At 63.9% G+C, this 25,560-nt stretch carries 24 protein-coding genes; 12 read left to right on the top strand and 12 right to left on the bottom strand.

Features of this window, described 5'->3' with window-relative positions:
• The first annotated feature begins 182 nt into the window (after positions 1-182).
• Positions 183-833 (top strand): TetR/AcrR family transcriptional regulator, encoded by a 651-nt coding sequence (locus tag UCMB321_RS00510; RefSeq protein ID WP_040063000.1) that lies wholly within the window; start codon positions 183-185, stop codon positions 831-833.
• A 275-nt stretch (positions 834-1,108) separates the two neighbouring features.
• Here the strand turns inward: UCMB321_RS00510 and UCMB321_RS00505 are convergent, their stop codons facing one another.
• Entirely contained in the window at positions 1,109-4,684 is a 3,576-nt protein-coding gene (locus UCMB321_RS00505; protein WP_040062999.1) for a molybdopterin cofactor-binding domain-containing protein, read from the bottom strand.
• Between the two features lie 16 nt (positions 4,685-4,700).
• Positions 4,701-5,177 (bottom strand): (2Fe-2S)-binding protein, encoded by a 477-nt coding sequence (locus UCMB321_RS00500; RefSeq protein WP_040062998.1) that lies wholly within the window; start codon positions 5,175-5,177, stop codon positions 4,701-4,703.
• Between the two features lie 475 nt (positions 5,178-5,652).
• On the opposite strand from UCMB321_RS00500, the gene UCMB321_RS00495 reads away from it, so the two are divergent.
• From UCMB321_RS00495 to UCMB321_RS30515, 3 genes are all read left to right on the top strand, one after another.
• Positions 5,653-6,624, top strand: a complete 972-nt coding sequence (locus UCMB321_RS00495) for an IS110 family RNA-guided transposase (protein WP_040063012.1) — start codon at positions 5,653-5,655, stop codon at positions 6,622-6,624.
• A gap of 146 nt (positions 6,625-6,770) precedes the next feature.
• Positions 6,771-8,390, top strand: a complete 1,620-nt coding sequence (locus UCMB321_RS00490; protein ID WP_040062996.1) for an MFS transporter — start codon at positions 6,771-6,773, stop codon at positions 8,388-8,390.
• Between the two features lie 68 nt (positions 8,391-8,458).
• Positions 8,459-8,602 (top strand): hypothetical protein, encoded by a 144-nt coding sequence (locus UCMB321_RS30515; protein WP_157015831.1) that lies wholly within the window; start codon positions 8,459-8,461, stop codon positions 8,600-8,602.
• A gap of 74 nt (positions 8,603-8,676) precedes the next feature.
• On the opposite strand, the gene UCMB321_RS00485 is transcribed toward UCMB321_RS30515, so the two are convergent.
• Genes UCMB321_RS00485 through glyQ form a run of 4 tightly spaced genes read right to left on the bottom strand, consistent with a single transcriptional unit; the run spans position 8,677 to position 13,076 of the window.
• On the bottom strand, positions 8,677-9,471 hold the full coding sequence (locus UCMB321_RS00485) for a lysophospholipid acyltransferase family protein (protein ID WP_209437115.1): 795 nt from the start codon (positions 9,469-9,471) through the stop codon (positions 8,677-8,679).
• A gap of 57 nt (positions 9,472-9,528) precedes the next feature.
• Positions 9,529-10,062 carry a D-glycero-beta-D-manno-heptose 1,7-bisphosphate 7-phosphatase gene (gmhB, locus tag UCMB321_RS00480; protein WP_040062992.1) on the bottom strand — a complete coding sequence of 178 codons (534 nt, stop codon included), beginning with the start codon at positions 10,060-10,062 and terminating at the stop codon, positions 9,529-9,531.
• A gap of 9 nt (positions 10,063-10,071) precedes the next feature.
• Positions 10,072-12,126, bottom strand: coding sequence for a glycine--tRNA ligase subunit beta (glyS, locus tag UCMB321_RS00475; protein ID WP_040062990.1), 2,055 nt, complete (start codon positions 12,124-12,126; stop codon positions 10,072-10,074).
• The gene (glyQ, locus tag UCMB321_RS00470; protein WP_040062988.1) at positions 12,123-13,076 is read right to left on the bottom strand and encodes a glycine--tRNA ligase subunit alpha; all 954 of its coding nucleotides are present in this window, start codon (positions 13,074-13,076) and stop codon (positions 12,123-12,125) included. The genes glyS and glyQ overlap by 4 nt, the downstream gene beginning before the upstream one ends.
• Positions 13,077-13,157: 81 nt before the next feature.
• On the opposite strand from glyQ, the gene UCMB321_RS00465 reads away from it, so the two are divergent.
• The 3 genes from UCMB321_RS00465 (at position 13,158) to UCMB321_RS00455 (ending at position 14,969) form a co-directional block, all read left to right on the top strand.
• Positions 13,158-13,721 carry a DNA-3-methyladenine glycosylase I gene (locus UCMB321_RS00465; protein WP_040062987.1) on the top strand — a complete coding sequence of 188 codons (564 nt, stop codon included), beginning with the start codon at positions 13,158-13,160 and terminating at the stop codon, positions 13,719-13,721.
• 38 nt (positions 13,722-13,759) lie between these two features.
• Entirely contained in the window at positions 13,760-14,647 is an 888-nt protein-coding gene (locus tag UCMB321_RS00460) for a lysophospholipid acyltransferase (protein WP_040062985.1), read from the top strand.
• 76 nt (positions 14,648-14,723) lie between these two features.
• The gene (locus tag UCMB321_RS00455) at positions 14,724-14,969 is read left to right on the top strand and encodes a PilZ domain-containing protein (RefSeq protein WP_040062983.1); all 246 of its coding nucleotides are present in this window, start codon (positions 14,724-14,726) and stop codon (positions 14,967-14,969) included.
• On the opposite strand, the gene UCMB321_RS00450 is transcribed toward UCMB321_RS00455, so the two are convergent.
• Genes UCMB321_RS00450 through def form a run of 5 tightly spaced genes read right to left on the bottom strand, consistent with a single transcriptional unit; the run spans position 14,956 to position 19,518 of the window.
• Positions 14,956-15,279 carry a hypothetical protein gene (locus tag UCMB321_RS00450; protein WP_040062981.1) on the bottom strand — a complete coding sequence of 108 codons (324 nt, stop codon included), beginning with the start codon at positions 15,277-15,279 and terminating at the stop codon, positions 14,956-14,958. The two genes, UCMB321_RS00455 and UCMB321_RS00450, sit on opposite strands and share 14 nt — an antisense overlap.
• A 25-nt stretch (positions 15,280-15,304) precedes the next feature.
• Positions 15,305-16,678 carry a Trk system potassium transporter TrkA gene (gene trkA / locus UCMB321_RS00445; protein ID WP_040062978.1) on the bottom strand — a complete coding sequence of 458 codons (1,374 nt, stop codon included), beginning with the start codon at positions 16,676-16,678 and terminating at the stop codon, positions 15,305-15,307.
• A gap of 22 nt (positions 16,679-16,700) precedes the next feature.
• Positions 16,701-18,011, bottom strand: a complete 1,311-nt coding sequence (rsmB, locus tag UCMB321_RS00440) for a 16S rRNA (cytosine(967)-C(5))-methyltransferase RsmB (RefSeq protein WP_040062977.1) — start codon at positions 18,009-18,011, stop codon at positions 16,701-16,703.
• The gene (gene fmt / locus UCMB321_RS00435; RefSeq protein ID WP_040062976.1) at positions 18,008-18,952 is read right to left on the bottom strand and encodes a methionyl-tRNA formyltransferase; all 945 of its coding nucleotides are present in this window, start codon (positions 18,950-18,952) and stop codon (positions 18,008-18,010) included. Before fmt ends, rsmB begins: the two co-directional genes overlap by 4 nt.
• A gap of 59 nt (positions 18,953-19,011) precedes the next feature.
• Positions 19,012-19,518, bottom strand: coding sequence for a peptide deformylase (gene def / locus UCMB321_RS00430; RefSeq protein WP_040062975.1), 507 nt, complete (start codon positions 19,516-19,518; stop codon positions 19,012-19,014).
• 152 nt (positions 19,519-19,670) lie between these two features.
• Between def and UCMB321_RS00425 the strand changes: the two genes are divergently transcribed.
• The 3 genes from UCMB321_RS00425 (at position 19,671) to tsaC (ending at position 22,510) form a co-directional block, all read left to right on the top strand.
• Positions 19,671-20,693: a LysM peptidoglycan-binding domain-containing protein gene (locus UCMB321_RS00425; protein WP_040062973.1), complete on the top strand. Its 1,023-nt coding sequence runs from the start codon at positions 19,671-19,673 to the stop codon at positions 20,691-20,693.
• 111 nt (positions 20,694-20,804) lie between these two features.
• Positions 20,805-21,905, top strand: a complete 1,101-nt coding sequence (dprA, locus tag UCMB321_RS00420) for a DNA-processing protein DprA (RefSeq protein WP_040062971.1) — start codon at positions 20,805-20,807, stop codon at positions 21,903-21,905.
• A 47-nt stretch (positions 21,906-21,952) separates the two neighbouring features.
• On the top strand, positions 21,953-22,510 hold the full coding sequence (gene tsaC / locus UCMB321_RS00415) for an L-threonylcarbamoyladenylate synthase type 1 TsaC (RefSeq protein ID WP_040062966.1): 558 nt from the start codon (positions 21,953-21,955) through the stop codon (positions 22,508-22,510).
• Between the two features lie 147 nt (positions 22,511-22,657).
• On the opposite strand, the gene UCMB321_RS00410 is transcribed toward tsaC, so the two are convergent.
• Positions 22,658-23,635 (bottom strand): quinone oxidoreductase family protein, encoded by a 978-nt coding sequence (locus UCMB321_RS00410; protein ID WP_040062964.1) that lies wholly within the window; start codon positions 23,633-23,635, stop codon positions 22,658-22,660.
• A gap of 180 nt (positions 23,636-23,815) precedes the next feature.
• Between UCMB321_RS00410 and hemF the strand changes: the two genes are divergently transcribed.
• Both hemF and aroE read left to right on the top strand, forming a co-directional pair.
• Positions 23,816-24,736: an oxygen-dependent coproporphyrinogen oxidase gene (hemF, locus tag UCMB321_RS00405; protein ID WP_040062961.1), complete on the top strand. Its 921-nt coding sequence runs from the start codon at positions 23,816-23,818 to the stop codon at positions 24,734-24,736.
• Complete coding sequence (gene aroE / locus UCMB321_RS00400; RefSeq protein WP_040062959.1) at positions 24,736-25,557, top strand: shikimate dehydrogenase; 822 nt, start codon at positions 24,736-24,738, stop codon at positions 25,555-25,557. Before hemF ends, aroE begins: the two co-directional genes overlap by 1 nt.
• Positions 25,558-25,560: the final 3 nt, after the last annotated feature.

The raw sequence follows: 25,560 nt of genomic DNA, 5'->3' as shown, positions 1-25,560 counted from the left end.
ATCGCCAGCAAGCTGGCTCCTACAGTATCCGCGTCGCACGCAGAAATTGCGTCAGACGCAACATTGTGGGAGCCGGCTTGCCGGCGATGAGGCCCGCAAGACTGGCATCAACCTTAACCCACGTCACCGTCGGCACTACGGCCGCATGTTATATTCCCGTCCCTTTCCGACCCTCAGAAGGAATGCCGACGGTGAACAAGAAGACCGGCATCAGAGCCCAGCAAGCCGACCAGACCCGCGCGCGCATCCTCAAGGCGGCGGTGAAGGTGTTCACCCGCGATGGTTATTCCGGTGGCCGGGTCGAAAGCATTTCCCGTGAGGCCGACTCCAACGACCGCATGCTCTATTACTATTTCGGCAGCAAGGAACGCCTGTTCATCTGCGTGCTGGAACACATCTACGAGCAGTTCAACAAAGCCGAAAGCAAGCTCAAGCTGAATCTGGAAGAGCCGCTGCAGGCCTTGCAGGCGCTGGTGGCCTTCGTCTGGAACTACTACGTCAAGCACCCCGAATTCGTCGCCATCCTGAGCATCGAGAACCTGCACAAGGGCCGGCATGCCCAGCAGTCGGGCGAGCTGCGGCGCCTTTCCGGCGAAGCGGTGGGCGTGCTGCGCCCGATCATCGAGGCGGGCCAGGCCAAGGGCCTCTTTCGCCAGGACCTGGACATCAAGCATGTGTACCTGATGATTGCCTCGCTCTGCTATTTCTATAACTCCAACCAGCACACCCTGAGTTCGTTCCTCGGTGAGCCGCTGGCGGAGAAGCGCCAGCAGCAGGACTGGCTGGCGTTTATCAGTGACCTGGTGGTGCGCGGCGTACTGCGCCTGCCGTAACTCTTCTGCCTGACACAAAACCTTGTAGGAGCGCCGGTCGACGCTCGATTGCCAGCGATGAGGCCCTCAAGCCTTGCAGCGCCCTTTCGGCCGCCATCGCCAGCAAGCCGGCTCCCACAAATCCGCGCTTCGCCGAAAATTATCGTCGTACCCAAAACCCTGTGGGAGCTGGCTTGCCAGCGATGAGGCACTTGAGCCTTGCGCCGCCTGTGCGGATGCCATCGCCAGCAAGCCGGCTCCTACAGGTTTTGCGGCGCGGCAATGAACAGCGCCAGTCAGTGAGTGCCGGGGTTGGCTCGTAGGTGGGCCACCGTTTTCTCCAACCCTTGCCATGGCGCCGCTTCACCGGCAAACCGACTGCGCAGATACGCCGCCAACTCCGCCACCTGGGTATCCGACAGGCTGTCCTTGAACCCCGGCATATAACCCAGGTCCCGGGTCGCCGGATTCTGAATCCCCTGCAGGATCACCTTGAGCAGGTTGTCCGGCACATCGCTGTGTACATTGCTGTTGGTCGCCAGTGACGGGCTGACCCCGAACAGCTTCGGCCCCAGCCCGTCGGCATGACAGCCCTGGCAGGAACCCTCGAACAACCGCTGGCCATTACTCAGCGACACCTTCACCTCCGGCACCGCCCGCACGACCGTCGCCACCGGCCGGGTCGCCCTCTCCACCACCTGCGCCTCAGCCTGCGCACCGTTGAGCGATGCCAGGTACACCGCCATCGCCCGCACATCCTCTTTCGGCAATTTCGCCAGCTCCGTGACCACCGGCCCCATCGGCCCCGTCGCCACGCCGTGGGCCTCGGAGTAGCCCGTGCTCAGGTAGGTGAACAACTGATCCTCGGTCCAGGGCGTCGGCGCCTTCGACAAGCCGTTCAGCGCCGGAGCCTCCCAGCCATCGACCATCGCCCCCGCGAGAAACGCCGCCCCGCCCTTCTCCGCGCCCAGGAGATTGCGCGGCGAATGACAGGCCGCGCAGTGCCCCAGACCATTGACCAGGTAGGCCCCACGATTCCATTGCTCGCTACGCTGCGGCTGCGCCTGGATCTCCCCCTTGCGCAGGAACAAGGCATTCCAGCCGGCCATCAACGGCCGCTGGTTGAACGGAAAACGCATGGCATTGGCCTTGGCCGGTTGGCTGACCGGTGCCTGAGACATCAGGTAGGCATACAGCGCCTGCATATCGGCATCGTTGATATTGCGAAACGCCGTATAAGGAAACGCCGGGTACAGATTCCGCCCGTCACGGCCAATGCCTTCGCGCATCGCCCGCTCGAAGGCCGGATAGGACCAACTGCCGATGCCGGTCTGCACATCCGGAGTGATATTGCTGCTGTAAAGCGTGCCGAACGGCGTCTCCATCGCCAACCCGCCGGCATTGGTCGTGCCGCCCGGTGCCGTGTGGCACACCGCACAGTCACCGACCGCCGCCAGCAAGCGCCCGCGCTCAAGGGTCGCCGCCGACCAGGTCCCGGCGCTCGGCGGCGCGATGGGGGCGATTTCGCCATGCCAGGGCCAAGCCGTGGCGGCCATCCCGAGCAGCGCGCCGAAGGCCGCGAACAGCGAACCGAACAACCACTTCGAGCGCTTGCCTGGCGACTTCGGCGGGTCCCCGGCGGTCCCGGCATTGAGCGCCTGCAACACCCGCTCCGGGGTGATCGGCAGCTCGCGAAAGCGAATCCCGGTGGCATCGAAGATCGCATTGGCAATCGCCGCCGCGCTCGGCACCGAGGCCGATTCGCCGGCGCCCATGGGCGGCTCGCTCTGGCGCGGCATCATCAGCACATCGATCGGCGGCACCTCGGGAAAGGTCAGGATCGGATAGCCGCCCCACTCCTTGCTCGTCACCGTCGACTCCTCGAAGGTCACCCGCTCCTTGAGCACCCGGCTGGTGGACTGGATCACGTTGCCGTGGATCTGGTGCCGCACCCCGTCGGGGTTGATCATCATCCCCGAGTCGTGGCCGATCACCACCCGGGTCACCGAGACATCGCCGGTCTGCCGGTCCACCGCCACATCCGCGACCCAGGCCGCCCACGCCGCGCCGAAGCCGGGGAACTTGCTGTGGATATAACGCGCATAGGCGAAACCGCGACCGCGCAGCAGATGGTCTTCGCTTGGCGTTTGCATGGGCGCGGTGCGCGGGGTCCAGGCGGCCCGTTCGGCGGTGGACTTCACCAGGTCCACGGCCCGCTGGTCCGGCAGGTAACGCAGGCGATACTCCACCGGATCGACCCCGGCGGCGAAGGCCAGTTCATCGATATAGGACTCATGGGCAAAGGTGTTGGGCAAGGCCGACACCCCGCGCATCCACGAGGCCCGGACAATCGGCGACATGTCGTTGATGCTCACCCGCATGTGCTCGTAGGCGTAGGGTGGGATCGAGGTGCGGTCGCCCATTTCGAACATCGCCGCCACCGGCTCGACCCGGCCGGTCAGCAGCAAGGCCAGGGTCGGCGCACCGTTGGACGGGTAGCTGGTCTGGAAATCGTAGGCGGCCACACTACCGTCGGCATTCAGACCGCCATCGATGTCCATCAGCTGCGCCGTGCCCTTGGGCTCCCAGGCGTGTTCCTGCTCGCGGGTCAGTTGCACCCGCACCGGCTTGCCCACCGCCCGGGACAGCAGCAAGGCGTCGGCGCAGACATCATCGGCGCAGTTGCGGCCATAACAGCCGGAGGCCTCCATGCGGATGATCTCGATGCGCTCTTCCGGGTACTCCAGCAGCCAGGCCAGGTCAGCCCGCAACAGATGCGGATTCTGGCTGCCGGACCAGACCCGGATACCCTCCTCGCGATAGTCCGCCAGGCCGCAGGACGGGCCGATGGAGGCATGCATCTGATAGGGCCATAGGTAAGTGCGCGGCATGCGCTGGCTGGCGCCGGCGAGTGCCGCGTCCACGTTGCCCTGGTCCAGCACCGTGCGCTTGATTCGCGGGTTGTCGCGAATCGCCTGCTCGACATTGCTCAGGTCCGGCAGCTTCTGCGTCCAGTCCTTCCAGCGCACCCGCAGTTCCCGGGCGGCCTTCGCCGCCTGTTCCTCGCGCAGCGCAACCACCCCGACAAAGTCGCGGATCACCACCACCGCGACGATCCCGGGGATATGCGCGATGGACGACTCGTCGACCTCCAGCAGGCTGTTGCCGACAAAATCGCCGCTGTCGAAACCGGCATAGGGTGGGCGCACGACCCGGCCATGGAGCATGTCCGGCACACGCATGTCATGGACATAGGTCAACTCGCCGGTGGCCTTGCCCGGAATATCCACCCGCGCCGTGCCCTTGCCCACCAGCCGATAGTCTTGCGCCGGCTTGAGCGGTGCGTTGCCGCTGATGCGCAACCGGTCATGCGCGCCCGCCACCAGTTCGCCGTAGCTCAGGCTCCGGCCATCTGCCGCCTTGACCACACCCTGTTCGACCCGCAGCGCCTGCGCGCTCAACGACCAGCGCGCGGCGGCCCGCTCCAACAGGAAGCGCCGGGCTTCGGCCGCGGCATTGCGCAGGGGAATCGCGGAAATCTGCAAGGTGGCGCTGGCAATGGTCGCGCCCTGGTTCGGCGCGCGCTCGGTGTCGCCGAGCACCATGCACACCTGCTCCAGCTCCAGGTCCAGCTCTTCGGCGACGATCTGCGCCAGCGAGGTGCGAATGCCGGTGCCCAGGTCCACGTGACCGTTGAAGGCATAGACCCGGCCATCGTCGTTGACCGCGATGAACAGCCCCAGCTCCTTGGGTTTTACCAACGGCGTACCGCCCTTGGCCACCGGCCCCGAGGGCGGCAGGATGTCGTCGACGATCAGCAGCACGCCGGTCTTGGCCAGCCATTGATCGCGGGTGGGGATGGCGTCGCTCATGGTCGTCGATCCTGGTTCAAGGCAATGGACGGGCGGCACGCAGCACCGCGCGAAGGATTTCGATATGGGTGCCGCAGCGGCAGAGATTGGCCGAGAGTTCCTGGCGGATCTGCGCTTCGCTGGGGTGAGGATTGCGGTCGAGCAAGGCCTTGGCGGTCATGATCATGCCGTTCAGGCAATAGCCGCACTGGGCCGCCTGTTCGTCGATAAAGGCCTGCTGCACCGGGTGCGGCGCCTCGCGACTGCCGAGGCCTTCGAGGGTGACGATCTGCCGATCCGCCGCGCCGGCCAGGGGAAAGACGCAGGAGCGCGCGGCCACGCCGTCGACGATCACCGTGCAGGCGCCGCACTCCCCCAGGCCGCAGCCGTACTTGGGGCCGTTGAGCCGCAGGTCGTTGCGCAGCACCAGCAACAGCGGCGTATCGGCCATGGCCGTGACCGAATGGCGCTGGCCGTTGACCTCGAGGGTCAGGGTGATTTCCTGCGTCGTCATGGGGTGCGCCCGCTTCATTTGATGAAGTGATTACTTCATGAAAAAGGCGTGGGTCGAGGACTATGTCTCCTGACGACACACTTTTTCCATGAAGTAGTTACTACATGAATGGAGAGCAAGAAGAGTGCCAGCCAGCCTTGCAGGCCAAAACACAGAACCTGTGGGAGCCGGCTTGCTGGCGATGAGGCCTTCATGTCCTGCGCCAACAGGACGGGCGCTATCGCTGGCAAGCCAGCTCCTTGTATCTCGACTAACGCCTCGTCAGAGGCGATAGTTCTCGACTGATCATCGAGGGAAGACCGAGAAGCCGTCCAGCTCCTAGGGCCTCGAGCCCGCATTATAGATACGTGCTCCGGCCTTCCACACTCACTCAGCAAGTTCGAACGGTATCTAGTGGCCCGCTTCGGCGTGAGCACGTATTGGCAAGGCAGAACCGAGTGCAGTGGTGATCTTTTCGGATTTCAGGGAGAAGACCATGTCCGCTTTCGTGGGTATCGACACAGCCAAAAACACCTTCGACATCGCTACGCCGTTGGACAACGGCAAGTTCCGTACGAAGGCCAAGCTGCCCAATAACGCTTCAGGCTTCAGCGAGGTCGAGGCCTGGCTGGAGAAACATGCCGATCCGCAAGCCTGGGTCGTCATGGAGGCTACCGGCACCTATCACGAGGCTCTCGCAGACTTCCTGCATGCAAAAGGTTATCGAGTTTGCATCGTTAACCCTGCCGTCATTCATGCGTTCGGCAAGGAGGATTTGCGTCGGGTCAAAACCGACAAAGCCGATGCCAAACTGATCGCCGCCTATGCCCAGCAGAAGCAGCACAAACTCAGAGCCTGGGTACCAGAACTGCCTGCTCGCCGTCGTTTAAGGGCTTTAGTCCGGCGACTGGAGGATCTCCAGGAAATCCTGCAAATGGAGACCAACCGCCTGGACGTCGCCCAAGCCAACGTCCAAGCCTCGATCCTGTCCGTGATCAATCACGTGAAAAGTGAGATTGCCGCGACTCAGAAGGCCATCAAAGACAACATTGATGACGATCCTGACCTACGTCAGAAGCGTGATTTGATCGTGTCCATCGACGGGTTGGGTGAAACGAGCGCCGCCTTGATCCTCGCCGAACTGGGCGACCCTCTGGACTACAGTGGCCCTCGCGCTGTTGTGGCATTTGCAGGCCTGAATCCATTGATAGACCAATCAGGTAACTACGTTGGTCCGACGCCGATATCCAAGACCGGCTCGGCCAGCCTACGGACCGGAATGTACATGCCTGCGATGGTGGCGATGAGATGGAACCCGGCGGTCAGGGCACTGAGCGAGCGCCTGAAAGCCAAAGGAAAGGCCCCTAAACAGATCATCTGTGCAGCAATGCGCAAGCTGTTACATCTGGTCTACGGAGTGCTCAAATCAGGCATACCGTTTGACCCAAACATCGCGCTTGCGCGATGAGGGTCAAGACGGTATCTACAAGGGAACGCGTCAGGTCGGCAGATAGCGTCAATAATGCAAGAGCGGATTCCGGTGACGGTCAGCCGGAGTCCACAGTGGAACAACAACAATAATCACTGTGGCCCCCAGGGCCGAGGACAGGGCAAATGTCGGACTACATTGAGCAGCCGGTGAGTGCAACCGTGAGCACCGGCAAGGAAGAACGGAAGATCATCTTTGCGTCATCCCTCGGGACGGTTTTCGAGTGGTATGACTTTTTTCTCTATGGCGCCCTGGCGGCGGTGATCAGCAAGCAGTTCTTTGCAGGGGTCAACGACACCACGGCGTTTATCTTCGCCCTCATGGCCTTCGCCGCGGGCTTCCTGGTCCGGCCTTTCGGCGCCCTGGTGTTCGGGCGCCTGGGGGACATGATCGGGCGCAAATACACCTTCCTCATGACCATCGTCCTGATGGGCCTGTCCACCTTTGCCGTCGGCCTGTTGCCGACCTACACCAGCATTGGCATCGCCGCGCCGATCATCCTGGTCCTGCTGCGCATGCTCCAGGGCCTGGCGCTGGGCGGTGAATACGGCGGTGCCGCGACCTATGTGGCGGAACACGCCCCGACGGGCAAGCGCGGCTCGCATACCGGCTGGATTCAATCCACCGCCACCCTGGGCCTGCTCCTGTCCCTGCTGGTGGTGCTCGCCAGCCGCGCGATCAGCGGCGACCAGTTCGAAGTCTGGGGCTGGCGCCTGCCGTTCCTGCTGTCGATCTTCCTGCTGGCGATTTCCACCTGGATCCGCCTGAGCATGCACGAGTCGCCGGCCTTCGTGAAAATGAAGGCCCAGGGCAAGGCCAGCCGCTCGCCGATCCGCGAATCCTTCGGCTCCTGGCAGAACCTGAAGATCGTCCTGACCGCCCTCTTCAGCATCAACGCCGGGCAGGCGGTGACCTTCTACACCGCACAGTTCTATGTGCTGTTCTTCATGACCCAGATGCTCAAGATGGACCCGACCCAGGCCAATACCCTGCTGATCATCAGCGTGGTGATCGGCGCGCCGTTCTTCGTGCTGTTCGGCTGGCTGTCGGACAGGGTCGGCCGCAAGCCGATCCTGATGCTCGGCCTGTTGTTGGCGACACTGTGCTATTTCCCGCTGTTCAAAGCCTTGAGCCATTACGCCAACCCGCAGATCGACGCGGCCAGCCGGCAGGCGCCGATCGTGGTGATGGCCGATCCGGCGACTTGCACCTTCCAGTTCGACCCGGTGGGCAAGGCGCGTTTCGACAGCCCGTGCGACAAGGTCAAGACCTTCCTGGTCAAGCAGGGCCTGCCCTATAGCTCACAGGCCGCGGCGCCCGGGGCGAACGTGATGGTGTCGGTGGGTGAACAGAAGATCGGCGGCTTCGACGAAGCGGCGATGCGTTCGGCGATCACGGCGGCAGGCTACCCGGCCAAGGCCGATAGTGCCTCGGTGAACGAACCGATGGTGGTACTGCTGATCGTGTTGATGATCCTGATTGCCACCATGACCTATGGCCCGCTGGCGGCGGTGATGGTCGAGCTGTTCCCGACGCGCATCCGCTACACCTCCATGTCGCTGCCCTACCATATCGGCAACGGCTGGTTCGGTGGGTTCCTGCCCACGGTGTCCTTTGCGCTGGTGGTCTACACCGGGGATATCTTCTATGGCCTGTGGTACCCGGTGCTGATTACCGGGGGCAGCCTGTTGGTGGGGTTGTTCTGCCTGAAGGAAACCAAGGGCGTGGATCTCGACAAGGTCTGAGGTATTCCACGATCCTGCGGATACCGCAGAACCTTGTAGGAGCCTGGCTTGCCAGCGATGAGGCCGTCATGAGCGATGCAAGTCTCAAGGGCCCCCAACGCCAGCAAGCTGGCTCCTACAAGTACCCTGAAAGACCGGCATCAAAGCCGGTTTTTTTATCGCCAGAAAAAACTTATGCACGATTTACAGCAGAAAGTCATACAGAAAAATAAGCAATAAAATCATCTACTTACGTTATTTTTCTGAAGACAATCCAAATCTTGTGCACAAGTTATCCACAATCGCGTCAAACCGCGACAGGCGTCTCTGCCGCAGGCGCCGGTGGCAAGGACCCCATGTCCCGCTGGGTCTGCTCGTTCCAGGCCTGGACCCGGTCATTGAGCTCGGCAATCGCCCGTGGCCCGCTGCCTTCGGCCGTCATCGGCGCACCGATCACCACCGTGATGGTGCCGGCTTTCTTCGCCCAGCCGGTCTTCGGCCAGAACTTGCCGGCGTTGTGGGCAATCGGCAGTACCGGCAGTTCGGCGTTCACCGCCAGTGCCGTACCGCCCCGGGAAAACTTGCCGACCGTGCCGTACGGCACGCGGGTGCCTTCCGGGAAGATCAGCACCCAGACATGGTCCTTGAGCAGCTCATCGCCCTTCTTCGCCACGTGCTTGAGCGCCGCCTTCGGGTTGTCCCGGTCAATGGCGATCGGCCGCAGCATGGCCATGGCCCAGCCGAAGAACGGCACATACAGCAGCTCGCGCTTGAGCACCTGGCTCAAGGGCGAGAAGTAGGCCGACAGGAAGAAGGTTTCCCAGGTGCTCTGGTGATTCGACAGAATCACGCAAGGGCGCTCGGGTACGTTCTCCGCGCCCTTGATCTCGACCGTGATCCCCAGGAAGACCTTGGTCAGCCATAGGGCACAGCGGCACCAGAACACGTTGATAAAGCGATAACGTGCCTTGAACGGCAGGAACGGCGCGATAAAAAAGCTCAGGGAGCACCACAGCAGCGAACTGGTGCCCAGCAGCAGGTAAAAGAAAAAGGTTCTGATGGCCTGCAGGATCGACATAGCGGCATTTACCGTTGCGGGCATTGCCCGCCTATAAAAAGCGCTTCCTGAACAGTCCTTGGTCAGGAGGTCAGAAGAGCTTCAGTTGTGGATAAGTTCTGCGGCAACCGCCGCCAGATCGTCAAAAACCAGAGTGCCCACCGGCAGGGTTTTACCCAGTGTCTTTTCGCCTTTACCGGTTTTTACCAAAACGGGCTGACAGTCGACGGCGTATGCGGCCTCCAAGTCACCGAGGCTGTCGCCGACAAACCATAGCCTAGCCAACGGCACGCCGTAATGCTCGGCGATGGTGTGCAGCATGCCCGGCTTGGGTTTGCGGCAAGCGCAGCCTTCGTCCGGCCCATGGGGGCAATACACCACCAGGCCGAGCTCGCCGCCCTGCTGCGCCACCAACGAACGCAGGCGCTCGTGCATGGCTTCCAGGGTGGCGATGTCGTAGTAGCCGCGAGCGATACCGGACTGGTTGGTGGCCACCGCCACCGTCCAGCCGGCCTTGCTCAACTGCGCGATGGCTTCGATCGAGCCGGGGAGTGGAATCCATTCCTCCACCGACTTGATGTAGGCGTCGGAGTCCTGGTTGATCACCCCGTCCCGGTCGAGAATCAGCAGCTTCAAGACGCGTCCTCAGCCCAGCAGCGAAATATCGGCGACACCCAGGAACAGGCCTCGCAGACGCGCCAGCAGCGCATAACGGTTGGCGCGCACCTTGGCGTCTTCGGCATTGACCATCACCGCTTCGAAGAAGGCGTCGACCGGCTCGCGCAGGGCGGCCAGGCGCGCCAGCGACTCGTTGTACTGGCGTGCCGCGGCCATCGGCTGGACCGCCTGGTCCGCCTGCTGGATCGCCGAGTACAGCGAGAACTCGTTGGCGTTGTCGAAGTACTTGGCTTCCACGGTGGTCGGAACGCTGCCTTCGATCTTGCTCAGCAGGTTCGACACGCGCTTGTTCACCGCCGCCAGGGCAGCCGCTTCCGGCAACTGGCGGAACTTCTGCACGGCCTGTACGCGCTGGTCGAAGTCCAGGGCCGAGCCCGGCTTGAGGGCGCGCACCGACAGGTAGGTCGCCACATCCACGCCTTCGTCTTCGTAACGCGCACGCAGACGGTCGAAAATGAACTCCAGCACCTGGTCGGCCAGGCCTGCGGCCTTGACCCGGGCACCGAAGGCCTTGACCGCGAACTCCACGGTCTCGATCAGGTCGAGGTCCAGCTGCTTGTCGATCAGGATGCGCAGCACGCCCAGGGCGGCGCGACGCAGGGCGTAGGGGTCCTTGCTGCCGGTGGGCAGCATGCCGATGCCGAAGATGCCGACCAGGGTGTCGAGCTTGTCGGCAATCGCCACCGCCGCACCGGTCAGGGTGCTTGGCAGTTCGGCGCCGGCGCCGCGCGGCATGTACTGTTCGTTCAGGGCCAGGGCGACGTCTTCCGGCTCGCCGTCATTGAGGGCGTAGTAGTAACCGGCGATACCTTGCATCTCCGGGAACTCGCCGACCATCTCGGTGGCCAGGTCGCACTTGGACAGCAGGCCGGCGCGAGCCGCGCGCTGGGCGTCGCCGCCGATGCGCGGGGCGATGAAGGCGGCCAGTTTCGACACGCGCTCGGCCTTGTCGTAGACGCTGCCCAGTTTTTCCTGAAACACCACGTTCTGCAGGCGCAGGTTGAACTGTTCAAGCTTCTGCTTCTTGTCCTGCTTGAAGAAGAACTCGGCGTCGGTCAGGCGCGGGCGAACGACTTTCTCGTTACCGGCGATGATCTGTTGCGGGTCCTTGCTCTCGACGTTGGCGACGGTGATGAAGCGCGGCAGCAGCTTGCCGTCGACGTCCAGCAGGCAGAAGTACTTCTGGTTGTCCTGCATGGTGGTGATCAGGGCTTCCTGCGGCACGTCGAGGAAACGTTCCTCGAAGGAACACACCAGCGGCACCGGCCATTCGACCAGGGCGCTGACTTCGTCGAGCAGGTCCGCCGGCATGATGGCCGTGCCTTCCTGCAAGGTCGCCAGCTCCGTGGTGCGCTTGCTGATGATCTCGCGACGTTCGGTGGCGTCGGCCAGCACGTAGGCGGCGCGCAGGTCGTCCAGGTAGTTGGCCGGCGAAGTGATGCGCACGCTGTCCGGGTGGTGGAAGCGGTGGCCACGGGAATCGCGACCGGCTTTCTGGGCGAGGATGGTGCAGTCGATGACCTGGTCACCGAGCAGCATCACCAGCCATTGGGTCGGACGCACGAACTCTTCCTTGCGCGCGGCCCAGCGCATGCGCTTGGGAATCGGCAGGTCGTTCAGCGAATCCTCGACGATGGTCGGCAACAGGCTGGCGGTCGGCTTGCCCTGGATGCTCTGGGTGTAGCGCAGTTTCGGCCCGCTCTGGTCGATCTCGCTCAGTTCCACGCCGCATTTCTTGGCGAAGCCCAGGGCCGCCTGGGTCGGGTTGCCTTCGGCGTCGAAGGCGGCCTGGCGTGGCGGCCCGTCGAGGTTGATGCTGCGGTCCGGCTGCTGGGTCTCCAGCTTGGTCAGCAGAACGGCCAGACGGCGTGGCGCGGCGTAGACCTGTTTGCTCTCGAAGCTCAGGCCGGCGCTTTGCAGGCCCTTTTCGATACCGGCGAGAAAAGCCTCGGCCAGGGTATTGAGGGCCTTGGGTGGCAGCTCTTCCGTGCCCAGTTCAACCAGAAAATCTTGAGCACTCATTGTGCAGCCTCCAACTTAGCCAACACTTCGTCACGCAAATCCGGGGTCGCCATCGGGAAGCCCAGCTTGGCCCGGGCCATCAGGTAGGCCTGTGCCACGGAACGGGCCAGGGTGCGGACCCGCAGGATGTACTGCTGGCGCGCGGTCACCGAGATCGCCCGGCGTGCATCCAGCAGGTTGAAGGTGTGCGAGGCCTTCAGGACCATTTCGTAGCTCGGCAACGGCAGCGGCTGGTCCAGTTCGATCAGGCGCTTGGCTTCGCTTTCATAGAAATCGAACAGTTCGAACAGCTTCTCGACGTTGGCGTGCTCGAAGTTGTAGGTCGACTGCTCCACTTCGTTCTGGTGGAACACGTCGCCGTAGGTCACCTTGCCGAACGGGCCGTCGGCCCAGACCAGGTCGTAGACCGAATCGACGCCCTGCAGGTACATCGCCAGGCGTTCCAGGCCGTAGGTGATCTCGCCGGTCACCGGGTAGCACTCGATGCCGCCTGCCTGCTGGAAGTAGGTGAACTGGGTGACTTCCATGCCGTTGAGCCAGACTTCCCAGCCCAGGCCCCAGGCGCCGAGGGTCGGCGATTCCCAGTTGTCCTCGACGAAACGGATGTCGTGCACCAGCGGGTCGAGGCCGACGCGCTTGAGCGAGCCCAGGTACAGCTCCTGGAAGTTGTCCGGGTTGGGCTTGAGGACGACCTGGAACTGGTAGTAGTGCTGCAAGCGGTTCGGGTTTTCGCCGTAGCGGCCGTCAGTCGGGCGACGGCTGGGCTGTACGTAGGCGGCGTTCCAGGTTTCCGGGCCGATGGCGCGCAGGAACGTGGCGGTATGAAAGGTGCCGGCGCCTACTTCCATATCGTAGGGCTGAAGTACCACACAACCTTGCTCGGCCCAGTATTGTTGCAGGGCGAGGATCAAGTCTTGGAAGGTACGCACGGCTGGCGTAGGCTGGCTCACGAAATTCACCTGTTACTTGGGCTGCGATTCAAAAGGCGGGAGTATACCCGATTCGGCCACGCGCACGCCTCCTGGAGCCTTATGCCACGCTGCTTTTGGTGCAACGACGATCCTTTGTACATGGCCTATCACGATCAGGAGTGGGGCGTGCCGCTGCGCGATGGGCAGCGTCTGTTCGAGTTGCTTTTGCTCGAAGGGTTCCAGGCCGGGTTGTCCTGGATCACTATCCTGAAGAAACGTGAGCACTACCGGAAGGTCTTGTTCGGTTTCGACGTGCGAAAAGTAGCGGCCATGAGCGACGCCCACCTCGAGCAACTGATGCTCGACCCCGGGATCATCCGCAATCGCCTGAAACTCCAGGCCGCGCGGCGCAATGCCCAGGTCTGGCTGACCCTGGAAGATCCGGTGGCGCTGCTCTGGTCCTTTGTCGACGATGTGCCCAGGGTCAATCATTTCAACGGGCGCGGCGAGGTCCCGGCCGTCACGCCCCAGGCCGAGGCCATGAGCAAGGCCCTGAAGAAACTCGGCTTCAAATTCGTCGGTCCGACCATCTGCTACGCCTTCATGCAGGCCTCGGGCATGGTCATGGACCACACCACCGATTGTGATCGCTACGCCACATTGGCTACACCACGGTTACAATAGCCGGCTGATGACAAGCTCGATCACGACAGGAGTGGCCTGTGGAAAAGTTTAAAGGCGCCATGCTGGTGGGGGCGTTGCGGTTGTTTGCGCTGCTGCCCTGGTGTGCCGTGCAGCGGGTGGGCGCAGCCATCGGCTGGGTGATGTGGAAGCTGCCCAACCGTTCCCGCGACGTGGTGCGGATCAACCTGGCGAAATGTTTTCCGGAACTGGACCCGGTGGCCCGCGAGCAGCTGGTGGGCCGCAGCCTGATGGGGATCGGCAAGTCCTTTACCGAAAGCGCCTGCGCCTGGATCTGGCCGGCCCATCGGTCGATGGAGCGGGTGCGCGAAGTCGAAGGCCTCGACATCCTCAAGGAGGCCCTGGCCTCGGGCAAGGGGGTGGTGGGCATCACCAGCCACCTGGGCAACTGGGAAGTGCTCAATCACTTCTATTGCAGCCAGTGCAAACCGATCATTTTCTACCGTCCGCCCAAGCTCAAGGCGGTGGACGAACTGTTGCGCAAACAGCGGGTGCAGTTGGGCAACCGGGTTGCCGCCTCCACCAAGGAAGGCATCCTCAGCGTTATCAAGGAAGTGCGCAAAGGTGGTGCGGTGGGCATTCCCGCCGACCCGGAACCGGCCGAATCCGCCGGGGTTTTCGTGCCGTTCCTCGGCACCACGGCGTTGACCAGCAAGTTCGTGCCCAACATGCTGGCCGGCGGCAAGGCGGTGGGCGTGTTCCTGCACGCGCTGCGCCTGCCGGACGGCTCGGGCTTCAAGGTGATCCTGGAAGCCGCGCCCGAAGCCATGTACAGCACCGATACCGAGACCTCCGTGGCCGCCATGAGCCAGGTGGTGGCGCGTTATGTGCGGGCTTATCCGGACCAGTACATGTGGAGCATGAAGCGCTTCAGGAAACGTCCGGCGGGTGAGAAACGCTGGTACTGAGATCCGGTTGGCATGATCTGTGGATAAGTCGGTGCGACTGATTTATCCACAGCTGCACCTTTCAAGGACGCAACAGATGTCCGATCACAAAAATTCGCTGCGTATCAAGATCCAGCACCCCAGCATCGGCGAGTGCCTGGGACAGACACGCAACCTGTCCAGCAAGGGCGTGTATGTGACGCACCCGAGCTTGTCGCGCCTGACCACCGGTGCGGTGGTCTATGGCCAGGTGCAGGATCTGCCGGCGGCGGCGCCGCGGATTCGGATGGAAGTGGTACGGGTCGACGCCGAGGGCATCGGCCTGCGCTTCATCGATCTTTGAGCGCGGCTTTTTCCAGCTTTTTCAGAAACACCGTCATTTCCTTTTCCGCCTGCTTGTCGCCATGGGCGCGGGCGGCTTCCAGTCCCTGTTCCCAGGCCTCTTTGGCAGCGGCGTTGTCGCCCGCGGCCTGATGCGCCTTGCCCAGCAGTTTCCAGGCGGCGGAGTATTTCGGGTCGAAGCCGACACAGCGTTGCAGGTGGTCGACGGCCTTGGTGTTTTCCCCCAGATCCAGATAACCCTTGCCGAGGCCGAAGCGCAGCAGTGAGTTATCCACACCCTTGGCGAGCATTTTTTCCAGTGATTCGAGCATGGCGAGCCTCCGGTAGGGTCACAGGTCAGAAAAAGCTCAGACCGACATGAAACAACTTTTCCACATCGCGGATCTGCTTTTTATCCACAAGGAACAGAATGACATGGTCGCCGACCTGGATCACCGTCGCATCGTGGGCGATCAGCACCTCTTCATCGCGAATGATCGCGCCGATGGTCGCCCCCGGCGGCAAGGCGATGTCGGCGATGGCCCGGCCAATCACCCTGCTCGACTTCGCGTCGCCATGGGCAATCGCCTCGATAGCCTCCGCCGCCCCGCGCCTGAGGGAGTGCACGCTGACGATATCGCCCCGGCGCACATGGGCCAGCAAGGTGCCGATGGTCGCCAGTTGCGGGCTGATGGCGATGTCGATCTCGCCACCCTGGACCAGGTCGACATAGGCCGGGTTGTTGATCAGGGTCATGACTTTCTTCGCCCCGAGGCGCTTGGCCAGCAGCGACGACATGATGTTGGCTTCATCGTCGTTGGTCAGGGCCAGGAACACATCGGTGTCGCCGATGTTCTCTTCCAGCAGCAGGTCGCGGTCCGACGCGCTGCCTTGCAGCACCACGGTGCTGTCCAGGGTGTCCGAGAGGTGGCGGCAGCGCGCCGGGCTCTTCTCGATGATCTTGACCTGGTAGCGGCTTTCGATGGCTTCGGCCAGCCGCTCGCCGATCTGCCCGCCGCCGGCGATGACGATGCGCTTGTAGGTCTCGTCAAGGCGGCGCATTTCACCCATCACCGCGCGGATATGCGCCTTGGCGGCGATGAAAAAGACTTCGTCGTCGGCTTCGATCACCGTGTCGCCGCGGGGCAGGATCGGCCGGTCGCGACGGAAGATCGCCGCCACGCGGGTGTCGACGTTGGGCATGCGTTCGCGCAACTGGCGCAGTTGCTGCCCCACCAGCGGCCCGCCGTAGTAGGCCTTGACCGCCACCAGCAAGGCCTTGCCCCCGGCGAAATCGATCACCTGCAAGGCGCCCGGATGTTCGATCAGGCGCTTGATGTAGTGGGTGACCACCTGTTCCGGGCTGATCAGCACGTCCACCGGAATCGCGTCGTTGTCGAACAGCCCGGCGCGGGTCAGGTAGGCCGCTTCGCGGACCCGGGCGATCTTGGTCGGGGTGTGGAACAGGGTGTGGGCGACCTGGCAGGCGACCATGTTGGTTTCGTCGCTGTTGGTCACCGCCACCAGCAGGTCGGCATCATCCGCGCCGGCCTGGCGCAGGATCGTCGGGAACGAGGCGCGGCCCTGGACGGTGCGGATGTCCAGGCGGTCGCCGAGATCGCGCAGGCGTTCGCCATCGGTGTCGACCACGGTGATGTCGTTGGCTTCGCTGGCCAGGTGCTCGGCCAGCGTGCCGCCGACCTGCCCGGCACCGAGAATGATGATTTTCATCGGGTCGCTCCGTTACCCCGGCTCAGCCGCGTGCGGCGGCGATCTTGATCAGTTTGGCGTAGTAGAAGCCGTCGTGGCCGCCTTGCTGGGCCAGCAACTGGCGCCCGTGGGGCTGCTTGACGCCGAACGTCCCGGCGATGTCCAGCTCGCGAGCCCCGGAGGTGCGGGCGAGGAACGCTTCGATCACCTCGGTGTTCTCGGTCGGCAGGGTCGAACAGGTGGCGTAGAGCAGGATGCCGCCGACTTCCAGGGTCGTCCACATCGCGTCCAACAGCTCGCCTTGCAAGGCGGCCAGGGCGGCGATGTCGTCGGGCTGGCGAGTCAGCTTGATGTCGGGATGGCGACGGATCACGCCGGTGGCCGAGCACGGGGCATCCAGCAGGATCCGCTGGAACGGCTTGCCGTCCCACCAGGTGGCCGTATCGCGGCCGTCGGCGGCGATCAGTTCGGCGTCCAGGCCGAGGCGCTCCAGGTTCTCGCGCACCCGTACCAGGCGCTTGGCCTCCAGGTCCACGGCGACCATGCCGGCCAGTTGCGGCTGGGCTTCGAGGATATGGCAGGTCTTGCCGCCGGGGGCGCAGCAGGCGTCGAGCACCCGTTGGCCCGGCGCCAGGTCCAGCAGGTCGGCGGCCAGTTGCGCGGCTTCGTCCTGGACGCTGATCCAACCTTCATTGAAACCGGGCAGGTTGCGCACATCGCAGGCCTCTTCCAGGACGATGCCGTCCTGGCTGTAGGCACAGGCCTGGGCGCCGACACCGGCCTCGCCCAGCAGCTTGAGGTAGGCATCGCGCGGGTGATGGCGGCGATTGACCCGCAGGATCATCGGCGGATGGGCGTTGTTCGCCGCGCAGATGGCTTCCCACTGTTCGGGCCAGAAGGCCTTGAGAGATTTCTGCAGCCAGCGCGGGTGGGCGGTGCGCACCACCGGGTCGTGCTCCAGCTCGGCCAGCAGCGCCTCGCTTTCCCGTTGCGCGCGGCGCAGCACGGCGTTGAGCAAGGCCTTGGCCCAGGGCTTTTTCAGCTTGTCGGCGCAACCGACGGTCTCGCCGATGGCGGCGTGGGCCGGTACACGGGTGTAGAGCAGCTGATACAGGCCGACCAGCAGCAAGGCTTCGACATCGGCATCGGCGGCCTTGAAGGGTTTCTGCAGCAGCTTGGTCGCCAGTGCCGACAGGCGCGGTTGCCAGCGCGCGGTGCCGAACGCCAGGTCCTGGGTCAGGCCGCGATCGCGCGCCTCGACCTTGTCCAGTTGCAGCGGCAGCGAGCTGTTGAGCGAGGCCTTGCCGCTGAGGACGGCGGCCAGTGCCTTGGCGGCGGCCAGACGTGGGTTCATTGGCCGAGCACCGTACCGAGGGCGAATTTCTCGCGACGGCTGTTGAACAGGTCGCTGAAGTTCAGCGCCTTGCCGCCGGGCAGTTGCAGGCGGGTCAGGCACAGGGCGCCCACGGCGGTGGCGACGATCAGGCCGTCCTTGCTGGCGGCGAGGATTTCCCCCGGTTGGCCCTGGCCTTCGGCGACGCCGGCGGCGAGGACTTTCAGGGCTTCGCCATTGAGGGTGCTGTGGCAGACCGGCCAGGGGTTGAAGGCGCGAATCAGTCGCTCCAGCTCGACCGCCGGGCGATTCCAGTCGATGCGCGCCTCGTCCTTGTTCAGCTTGTGGGCGTAGGTGGCGAGGCTGTCGTCCTGGACTTCACCGTCCAGGGGCGCGGCAGCGAGACCGGCGATGGCCTGGAGCACGGCGGGCGGGCCGAGTTCGGCCAGGCGGTCATGCAGGGTGCCACCGGTATCTTCGGCGCTGATCGGGGTGACGGTCTTGAGCAGCATCGGCCCGGTGTCGAGCCCGGCCTCCATGCGCATCACGGTCACGCCGCTTTCGCGATCGCCGGCTTCCACGGCGCGCTGGATCGGCGCCGCGCCGCGCCAGCGCGGCAGCAGCGAGGCGTGGCTGTTGATGCAGCCCAGGCGCGGGATATCCAGCACGACCTGCGGCAGGATCAGGCCGTAGGCGACCACCACCATCAGGTCCGGCTTGAGCGCCGCCAGTTCGGCCTGCGCCTCGGCGTTGCGCAGGGTCGGCGGCTGCAGGACGGCGATGTCATGCTCCAGGGCGAGTTGCTTGACCGGGCTCGGCATCAGCTTCTGCCCACGGCCCGCCGGACGATCCGGCTGGGTGTAGACCGCGACGATCTCGTAGGGGCTGTCGAGCAGGGCCTTGAGGTGTTCGGCGGCGAATTCGGGGGTGCCGGCAAAGACGATGCGCAGTGGCTCAGTCATAAAAAGCTCGCTTGAAAAAGAAAAGGCTTGCCGTAGCAAGCCTTTGGTATTGAGAGGGATCAGGCGTTCTGGCGATGCAGCTTTTCCAGCTTCTTCTTGATCCGGTCGCGCTTGAGCGTAGACAGGTAATCGACGAACAGCTTGCCGTTCAGGTGATCGCACTCGTGCTGGATGCACACCGCCAGCAGGCCATCGGCCTCCAGCTCGAAGGGCTGGCCGTCGCGATCCAGGGCCTTGATCCGCACCCGGGTCGGGCGGTCGACGTTCTCGTAGAAGCCCGGCACCGACAGGCAGCCTTCCTGGTACTGCTCCACGTCCGTGGTCAGGGTTTCGAACTCGGGGTTGATGAACACCCGGGGTTCACTACGGTCTTCGCTCAGGTCCATGACCACGATCCGCTGGTGCACATTGACCTGGGTCGCCGCCAGGCCGATGCCCGGGGCTTCATACATTGTTTCAAACATGTCATCGATCAGCTGACGCACCTTGTCGTCCACCACGGCCACGGGTTTGGCGATGGTGCGCAGACGCGGGTCTGGAAATTCGAGGATGTTTAAAATGGCCATAGGCGTATTTGCTGCACATGTGAGGTAAAGTCAGAGACGGTCGCCGAAATGTCCCGGTGGGATCGGCTACCGTTGTAAAACGTTCTCCCTGGGAGCGAGCCGCGGGGGCTCTGGCGTTTCACGCGAAGGCACATAATAAAGGGATTCACTGCATGAGGAAAACACTACTCGCCCTGTTGCTGGCCGTTAGCGGCGTCGTGCAGGCGCAAGTGCAGCTCAAGGAGGGTTATCCACAGCGCTATACCGTCGTGCGTGGTGACACACTTTGGGACATTTCCGGGAAATTCCTCCGCGAACCGTGGAAGTGGCCGGAGATCTGGCACGCGAACCCCCAGGTGGCCAACCCGGACCTGATCTACCCCGGCGATACCCTGACGCTGCAGTTCGTCGACGGCCAGCCACGGCTGGTGGTCGATCGCGGCGTCTCCCGGGGGACCGTCAAGTTGTCGCCGCAGGTGCGTCGCTCACCGGTGGCCGAGGCGATTCCGAGCATCCCGCTGGAAAAGATCAATGCCTTCCTGTTGAGCAACCGCATTGTCGATGATGCGGCGGACTTCCAGAAGGCCCCGTATATCCTGGCCGGCAACAACGAGCGGGTGCTCAGCGGCATGGGCGACCGGATCTATGCCCGTGGCGTGTTCGATCCGGCGCACTCGGTGTATGGCCTGTTCCGCCAGGGCAAGGTCTATACCGACCCACAGACCAAGGAATTCCTGGGGATCAACGCCGACGACATCGGCACCGGCGAACTGGTGGCGACCGAAGGCGATGTCGGTACGCTGAACCTGCGGCGCACCATCGAGGAGGTTCGCCTGGGTGATCGCTTGTTCGTCAGCGAGGAGCACCCGGTCAATTCGATGTTCATGCCCAGCGCGCCGCAAGCGCAGATCCACGGCACCATCATCGATGTGCCACGAGGTGTTACGCAGATCGGGGTCATGGACGTGGTCACGATCAACAAGGGACGGCGCGATGGCCTGGCCGAAGGCAACGTCCTGGCGGTGATGAAGACCGGCGAGACGGTGCGCGACCGGGTGACCGGCGAGGCCGTGAAGGTCCCCGATGAGCGTTCGGGCCTGCTGATGGTGTTCCGCACCTACGAAAAGCTCAGCTATGGTTTAGTACTTACTGCCACGCGGTCCCTGGCGGTCCTGGACAAGGTGCGCAATCCGTAGCGCCGGACGATAACGTGGGCCGATTCCGTTAGCGGGTTAAACAGGTTACACACAGAGTTATCCACAGCTTGTTCCGCCGTTTGAGGATCGCCACCGATCAAGGATGATCCGATGTCGCTGTCCACCTGTACCTCCCTGTCCCCGGCGGAGCTGGAAGCCCGTCTGCGCCTGCATCGTCTACCGGAACTCGGTCCACGGCGCTTTCGAACCCTGATCGATGCCTTCGGCTCGGCCTCGGCGGCCCTCGGCGCACCGGCCGCTGCCTGGCGGGCGCTGGGGTTGCCGGCGGCCTGTGCCGAGGCTCGCCGCAGCCCTGACGTCCGTGACGGCGCCAGCGCTGCGTTGCGCTGGCTAGAGCGTCCGGCCCGGCATCTGCTGATGTGGGACGGGGCCGACTACCCCGCTCTGCTGGCCGAGCTATGCGACGCCCCGCCCTTGCTGTTCGTCGCCGGCGACCCTGCCCTTCTGGAAAAACCGCAGTTGGCGATAGTCGGCAGCCGACGGGCCTCCAAGCCGGGCATGGACACGGCGGCGGCCTTTTCCCGGAGCCTGGCCGGTGCCGGTTTCGTCATCACCAGCGGATTGGCACTGGGCATCGACGGGGCGGCCCATCAGGCCGCCCTGGACATCGGCGGGCGGACCATCGGCGTCCTCGGCACCGGTCTGGAAAATTTTTATCCACAGCGCCATCGCCGACTGGCGGAGGCCATGATTGCCCAGGGCAGCGCCGTGGTTTCCGAGTTGCCCCTGGAGGCACCGCCGCATCCGGGCAACTTTCCCCGGCGCAATCGGATCATCAGCGGCTTGTCCCTGGGCGTGCTGGTGGTGGAGGCGAGTGTCGCCAGTGGCTCGCTGATCACCGCCCGGCTGGCGGCGGAACAGGGGCGCGAGGTGTATGCGATTCCCGGTTCCATCCATCACCCCGGTGCCAAGGGCTGTCATCAGTTGATCCGCGACGGTGCGGTGCTGGTGGAAAGCGTCGAACATATCCTCGAGCCCCTGCGCGGTTGGCAGCGGGTGACGGCCAGCCCGATCCCCGCCGCGTCCGAGCATCCGCTGTTGGGTTTGCTACACGCCGCACCGCAGAGCAGCGAGGCCCTGGCCCGGGCGTGTGGCTGGACATTGCCGCGGGTGCTGGCGGCGTTGACCGAACTGGAGCTCGAAGGCCGGGTTGCCAACGAAAGCGGGCGCTGGTTAGCTCGCGCGAGGTAGGGTTACCTGAGTAAACTGCAAATAGCGTTAAATCCGGAGAGCAAGCAATGGTCAAGAGTTGGCGTGTGCAAGAAGCCGCACGAGAAATTCGCGCAGGGGCGGTGATTGCCTATCCAACCGAGGCGGTCTGGGGGCTGGGCTGCGATCCGTGGAATGAAGAGGCGGTGGATCGCCTGCTGGCGATCAAGAATCGCTCGGTGGACAAGGGACTGATCCTGATCGCCGACAATATCCGCCAGTTCGACTTTCTTTTCGAGGATTTCCCGGAAGACTGGATTGCCCGCATGGCCAGTACCTGGCCGGGACCCAATACCTGGCTGGTGCCGCATCAGGACCTGTTGCCGGAGTGGATCACCGGCCGGCATGACACCGTGGCCTTGCGGGTCAGCGATCATCCGCTGGTGCGGGACCTGTGCTCGTTGGTGGGGCCGCTGATTTCCACCTCGGCCAATCCCCAGGGACGGCCGGCGGCGCGCACGCGGATTCGCGTGGAGCAGTATTTCCGCGGGCAGATCGACCTGGTGCTGGGCGGTAACCTGGGCGGGCGCAAGAACCCGAGCCTGATTCGCGACCTGGTGACGGGGAATATCGTTCGTCCGGCGTGATCGTCCTGGAGACCGCGTTATCGTTCATCGCGAGCAAGCTCGCTCCTACAGGGGCCGTGTCGATCACAAAAAAGTGCTACGACACGGATATTGTAGGAGCCGGCTTGCTGGCGAACCGCTGTGCAGCAGCGGCCAGACTCTGCAAAGTTAAGGCAACAGCACCGTCGACCCGGTGGTGTGCCGCGCCGCCAGTTCGGTCTGGGCCTTGGCCGCGTCCGCCAGGCTGTAACGGGCGCCGATCTCGATCTTCAGCTTGCCGCTGGTGATCATCCCGAACAGATCGTTGGCCATGGCCTGCAGGTTTTCCGCGTTGTTGGCGTAGCTCGCCAGCGTCGGCCGGGTCACATACAGCGAGCCCTTGGCCGACAGAATCCCCAGGTTGACCCCGTCCACCGCGCCCGAGGCGTTGCCGAAGCTGACCATCAGCCCACGGGGAGCCAGGCTGTCCAGCGAGGTCAGCCAGGTGTCCTTGCCGACGCCGTCATACACCACCGGCACCTTCTTGCCGTCCGTCAGCTCCAGCACCCGCTTGGCCACATCCTCGTGGCTGTAGTCGATGGTTTCCCAGGCCCCGAGGGACTTGGCCAGGGCGGCTTTTGCCGGGGAACTGACCGTACCGATCAGTTTCACGCCCAGGGCCTTGGCCCACTGGCAGGCGAGCAGGCCGACGCCTCCGGCCGCCGCATGGAACAGCACGGTTTCGCCCCCTTTCAGCTCATAGGTCTGGCGAAACAGGTACTGCACCGTCAGGCCCTTGAGCATCACCGCAGCGGCCTGTTCGAAGCTGATGCCTTCCGGCAGCTTTACCAGATTCGCCTCCGGCAGCACATGCACTTCGCTGTAGGCGCCGAGCGGACCGCTGCCGTAGGCCACGCGGTCGCCGACCTTGAAACGGCTGACCTCGCTGCCGACCGCCTCGACAATGCCCGCGCCCTCGGAGCCCAGGCCCGACGGCAAGGCCGGTGGCGCATACAGCCCGCTGCGGAAATAGGTGTCGATGAAGTTCAGGCCGATGGCGTGGTTGCGTACCCGCACCTGCTGCGGGCCCGGCTCGGCGGGGGTGTAGTCGACGTATTCAAGGACTTCGGGGCCGCCATGGGCGCGAAACAGGATACGTTTAGCCATCTTTCTCTCCTTGGACATTGCTCAAAGGGGCGCCGTGCAGCGCGATGCAAGGACCCTATCGGACTCCTTCGCTTGACCTTCGTCAACAGCGACAGTCACAAACGCGGTGCTATGCTACGCGCCTCTTTGCTACCGGCCGTCCGATGTGCCGTGTAGCTTTGCCCGATTCAAGGTGATGCCATGACTACCCGCACCGAGGCCGTGAAAGCCTACCTGCTCGACCTGCAAGACCGCATCTGTGCCGCCCTGGAAGCCGAAGACGGGGGCGCGCGCTTCGTCGAAGACGCCTGGACCCGCCCCGCCGGCGGCGGCGGTCGGACCCGGGTGATCGCCAACGGTCAGGTGGTCGAGAAAGGTGGCGTCAACTTCTCCCATGTCTTCGGCAGCGGCCTGCCGCCTTCGGCCAGTGCCCATCGTCCGGAACTGGCCGGACGCGGCTTCGAGGCCCTGGGCGTGTCCCTGGTGATTCACCCGCACAACCCCCACGTGCCGACGTCCCACGCCAATGTGCGCTTTTTCATCGCCGAGAAGGCCGGTGAGGAGCCGGTCTGGTGGTTCGGCGGCGGTTTCGACCTGACGCCCTACTACGCCAACGAGGAAGACTGCGTGCACTGGCACCGGGTGGCCGAACGGGCCTGTGCGCCGTTCGGCGCGGATGTCTACCCGCGCTACAAGGCCTGGTGCGACAGCTACTTCCATATCAAGCACCGCAACGAGCCACGGGGTATCGGCGGGCTGTTCTTCGATGACCTGAACGAATGGGACTTCGACACCAGCTTTGCCTTCATGCGGGCGATCGGCGATGCCTATATCGAGGCGTACCTGCCGATCGTGCAGCGTCGCAAGGCCCAGGCCTGGACCGAACAGCAGCGCGAGTTCCAGGAATTCCGTCGCGGTCGTTATGTGGAATTCAACCTGGTGTACGACCGTGGCACCCTGTTCGGCCTGCAATCGGGCGGTCGTACCGAATCGATCCTGATGTCGTTGCCGCCGCAAGTGCGCTGGGGCTACGACTGGAAGGCCGAGCCGGGCAGCGAGGAGGCACGCTTGACCGAGTACTTCCTGCAGGACCGCGACTGGTTGGCGGAGGGCAATGCCTGATGGACCGTTATGTCGTCTTCGGCAACCCCATCGGCCACAGCAAGTCGCCGTTGATTCACCGCCTGTTCGCCGAGCAGACTGCCCAGAAGCTGGACTACAGCACTTTGTTGGCACCTCTCGATGATTTTTCCGGTTGTGCCAGGGCTTTTTTCCAGGACGGACTCGGGGCCAATGTGACGGTGCCGTTCAAGGAGGAGGCCTATCGCCTGGCTGACAGCCTGACGGCCCGGGCGCAGCGGGCCGGGGCGGTGAATACCCTGAGCAAGCTGGCCGACGGCAGCCTGCTGGGCGACAACACCGACGGTGCCGGGCTGGTACGTGACCTGACGGTCAACGCCGGGTTCGGCCTGCAGGGCAAGCGCATCCTGCTGCTGGGCGCCGGCGGTGCGGTACGTGGGGCGCTGGAGCCATTGCTGGCGGAACAGCCGGCTTCGCTGATCATTGCCAACCGGACGGTGGAGAAAGCCGAGTTGCTGGCTGAGCTGTTCGCCGATCTGGGGCCGGTGTGCGCCAGCGGGTTCGACTGGCTGCAGGAGCCGGTGGACCTGATCATCAATGCCACCTCGGCCAGCCTGTCGGGCGATGTGCCGCCGATTGCGCCGAGCCTGATCGAACCCGGCAAGACTGTCTGCTACGACATGATGTACAGCAAGGAGCCGACCGCCTTCTGTCGCTGGGCCAGCGCGCACGGCGCGGCGGTCTCGATGGATGGCCTGGGCATGCTGGCCGAACAGGCGGCGGAGGCGTTCTTCCTGTGGCGCGGTGTACGCCCGGATACCGCGCCGGTGCTGGCGGAGTTGCGGCGCTTGCTGGCCTTGTAGGGG

It is taken from the genome of Pseudomonas batumici, from assembly GCF_000820515.1.
Classification (GTDB): domain Bacteria; phylum Pseudomonadota; class Gammaproteobacteria; order Pseudomonadales; family Pseudomonadaceae; genus Aquipseudomonas; species Aquipseudomonas batumici.
This window is presented reverse-complemented; position numbering and strand designations above follow the sequence as displayed.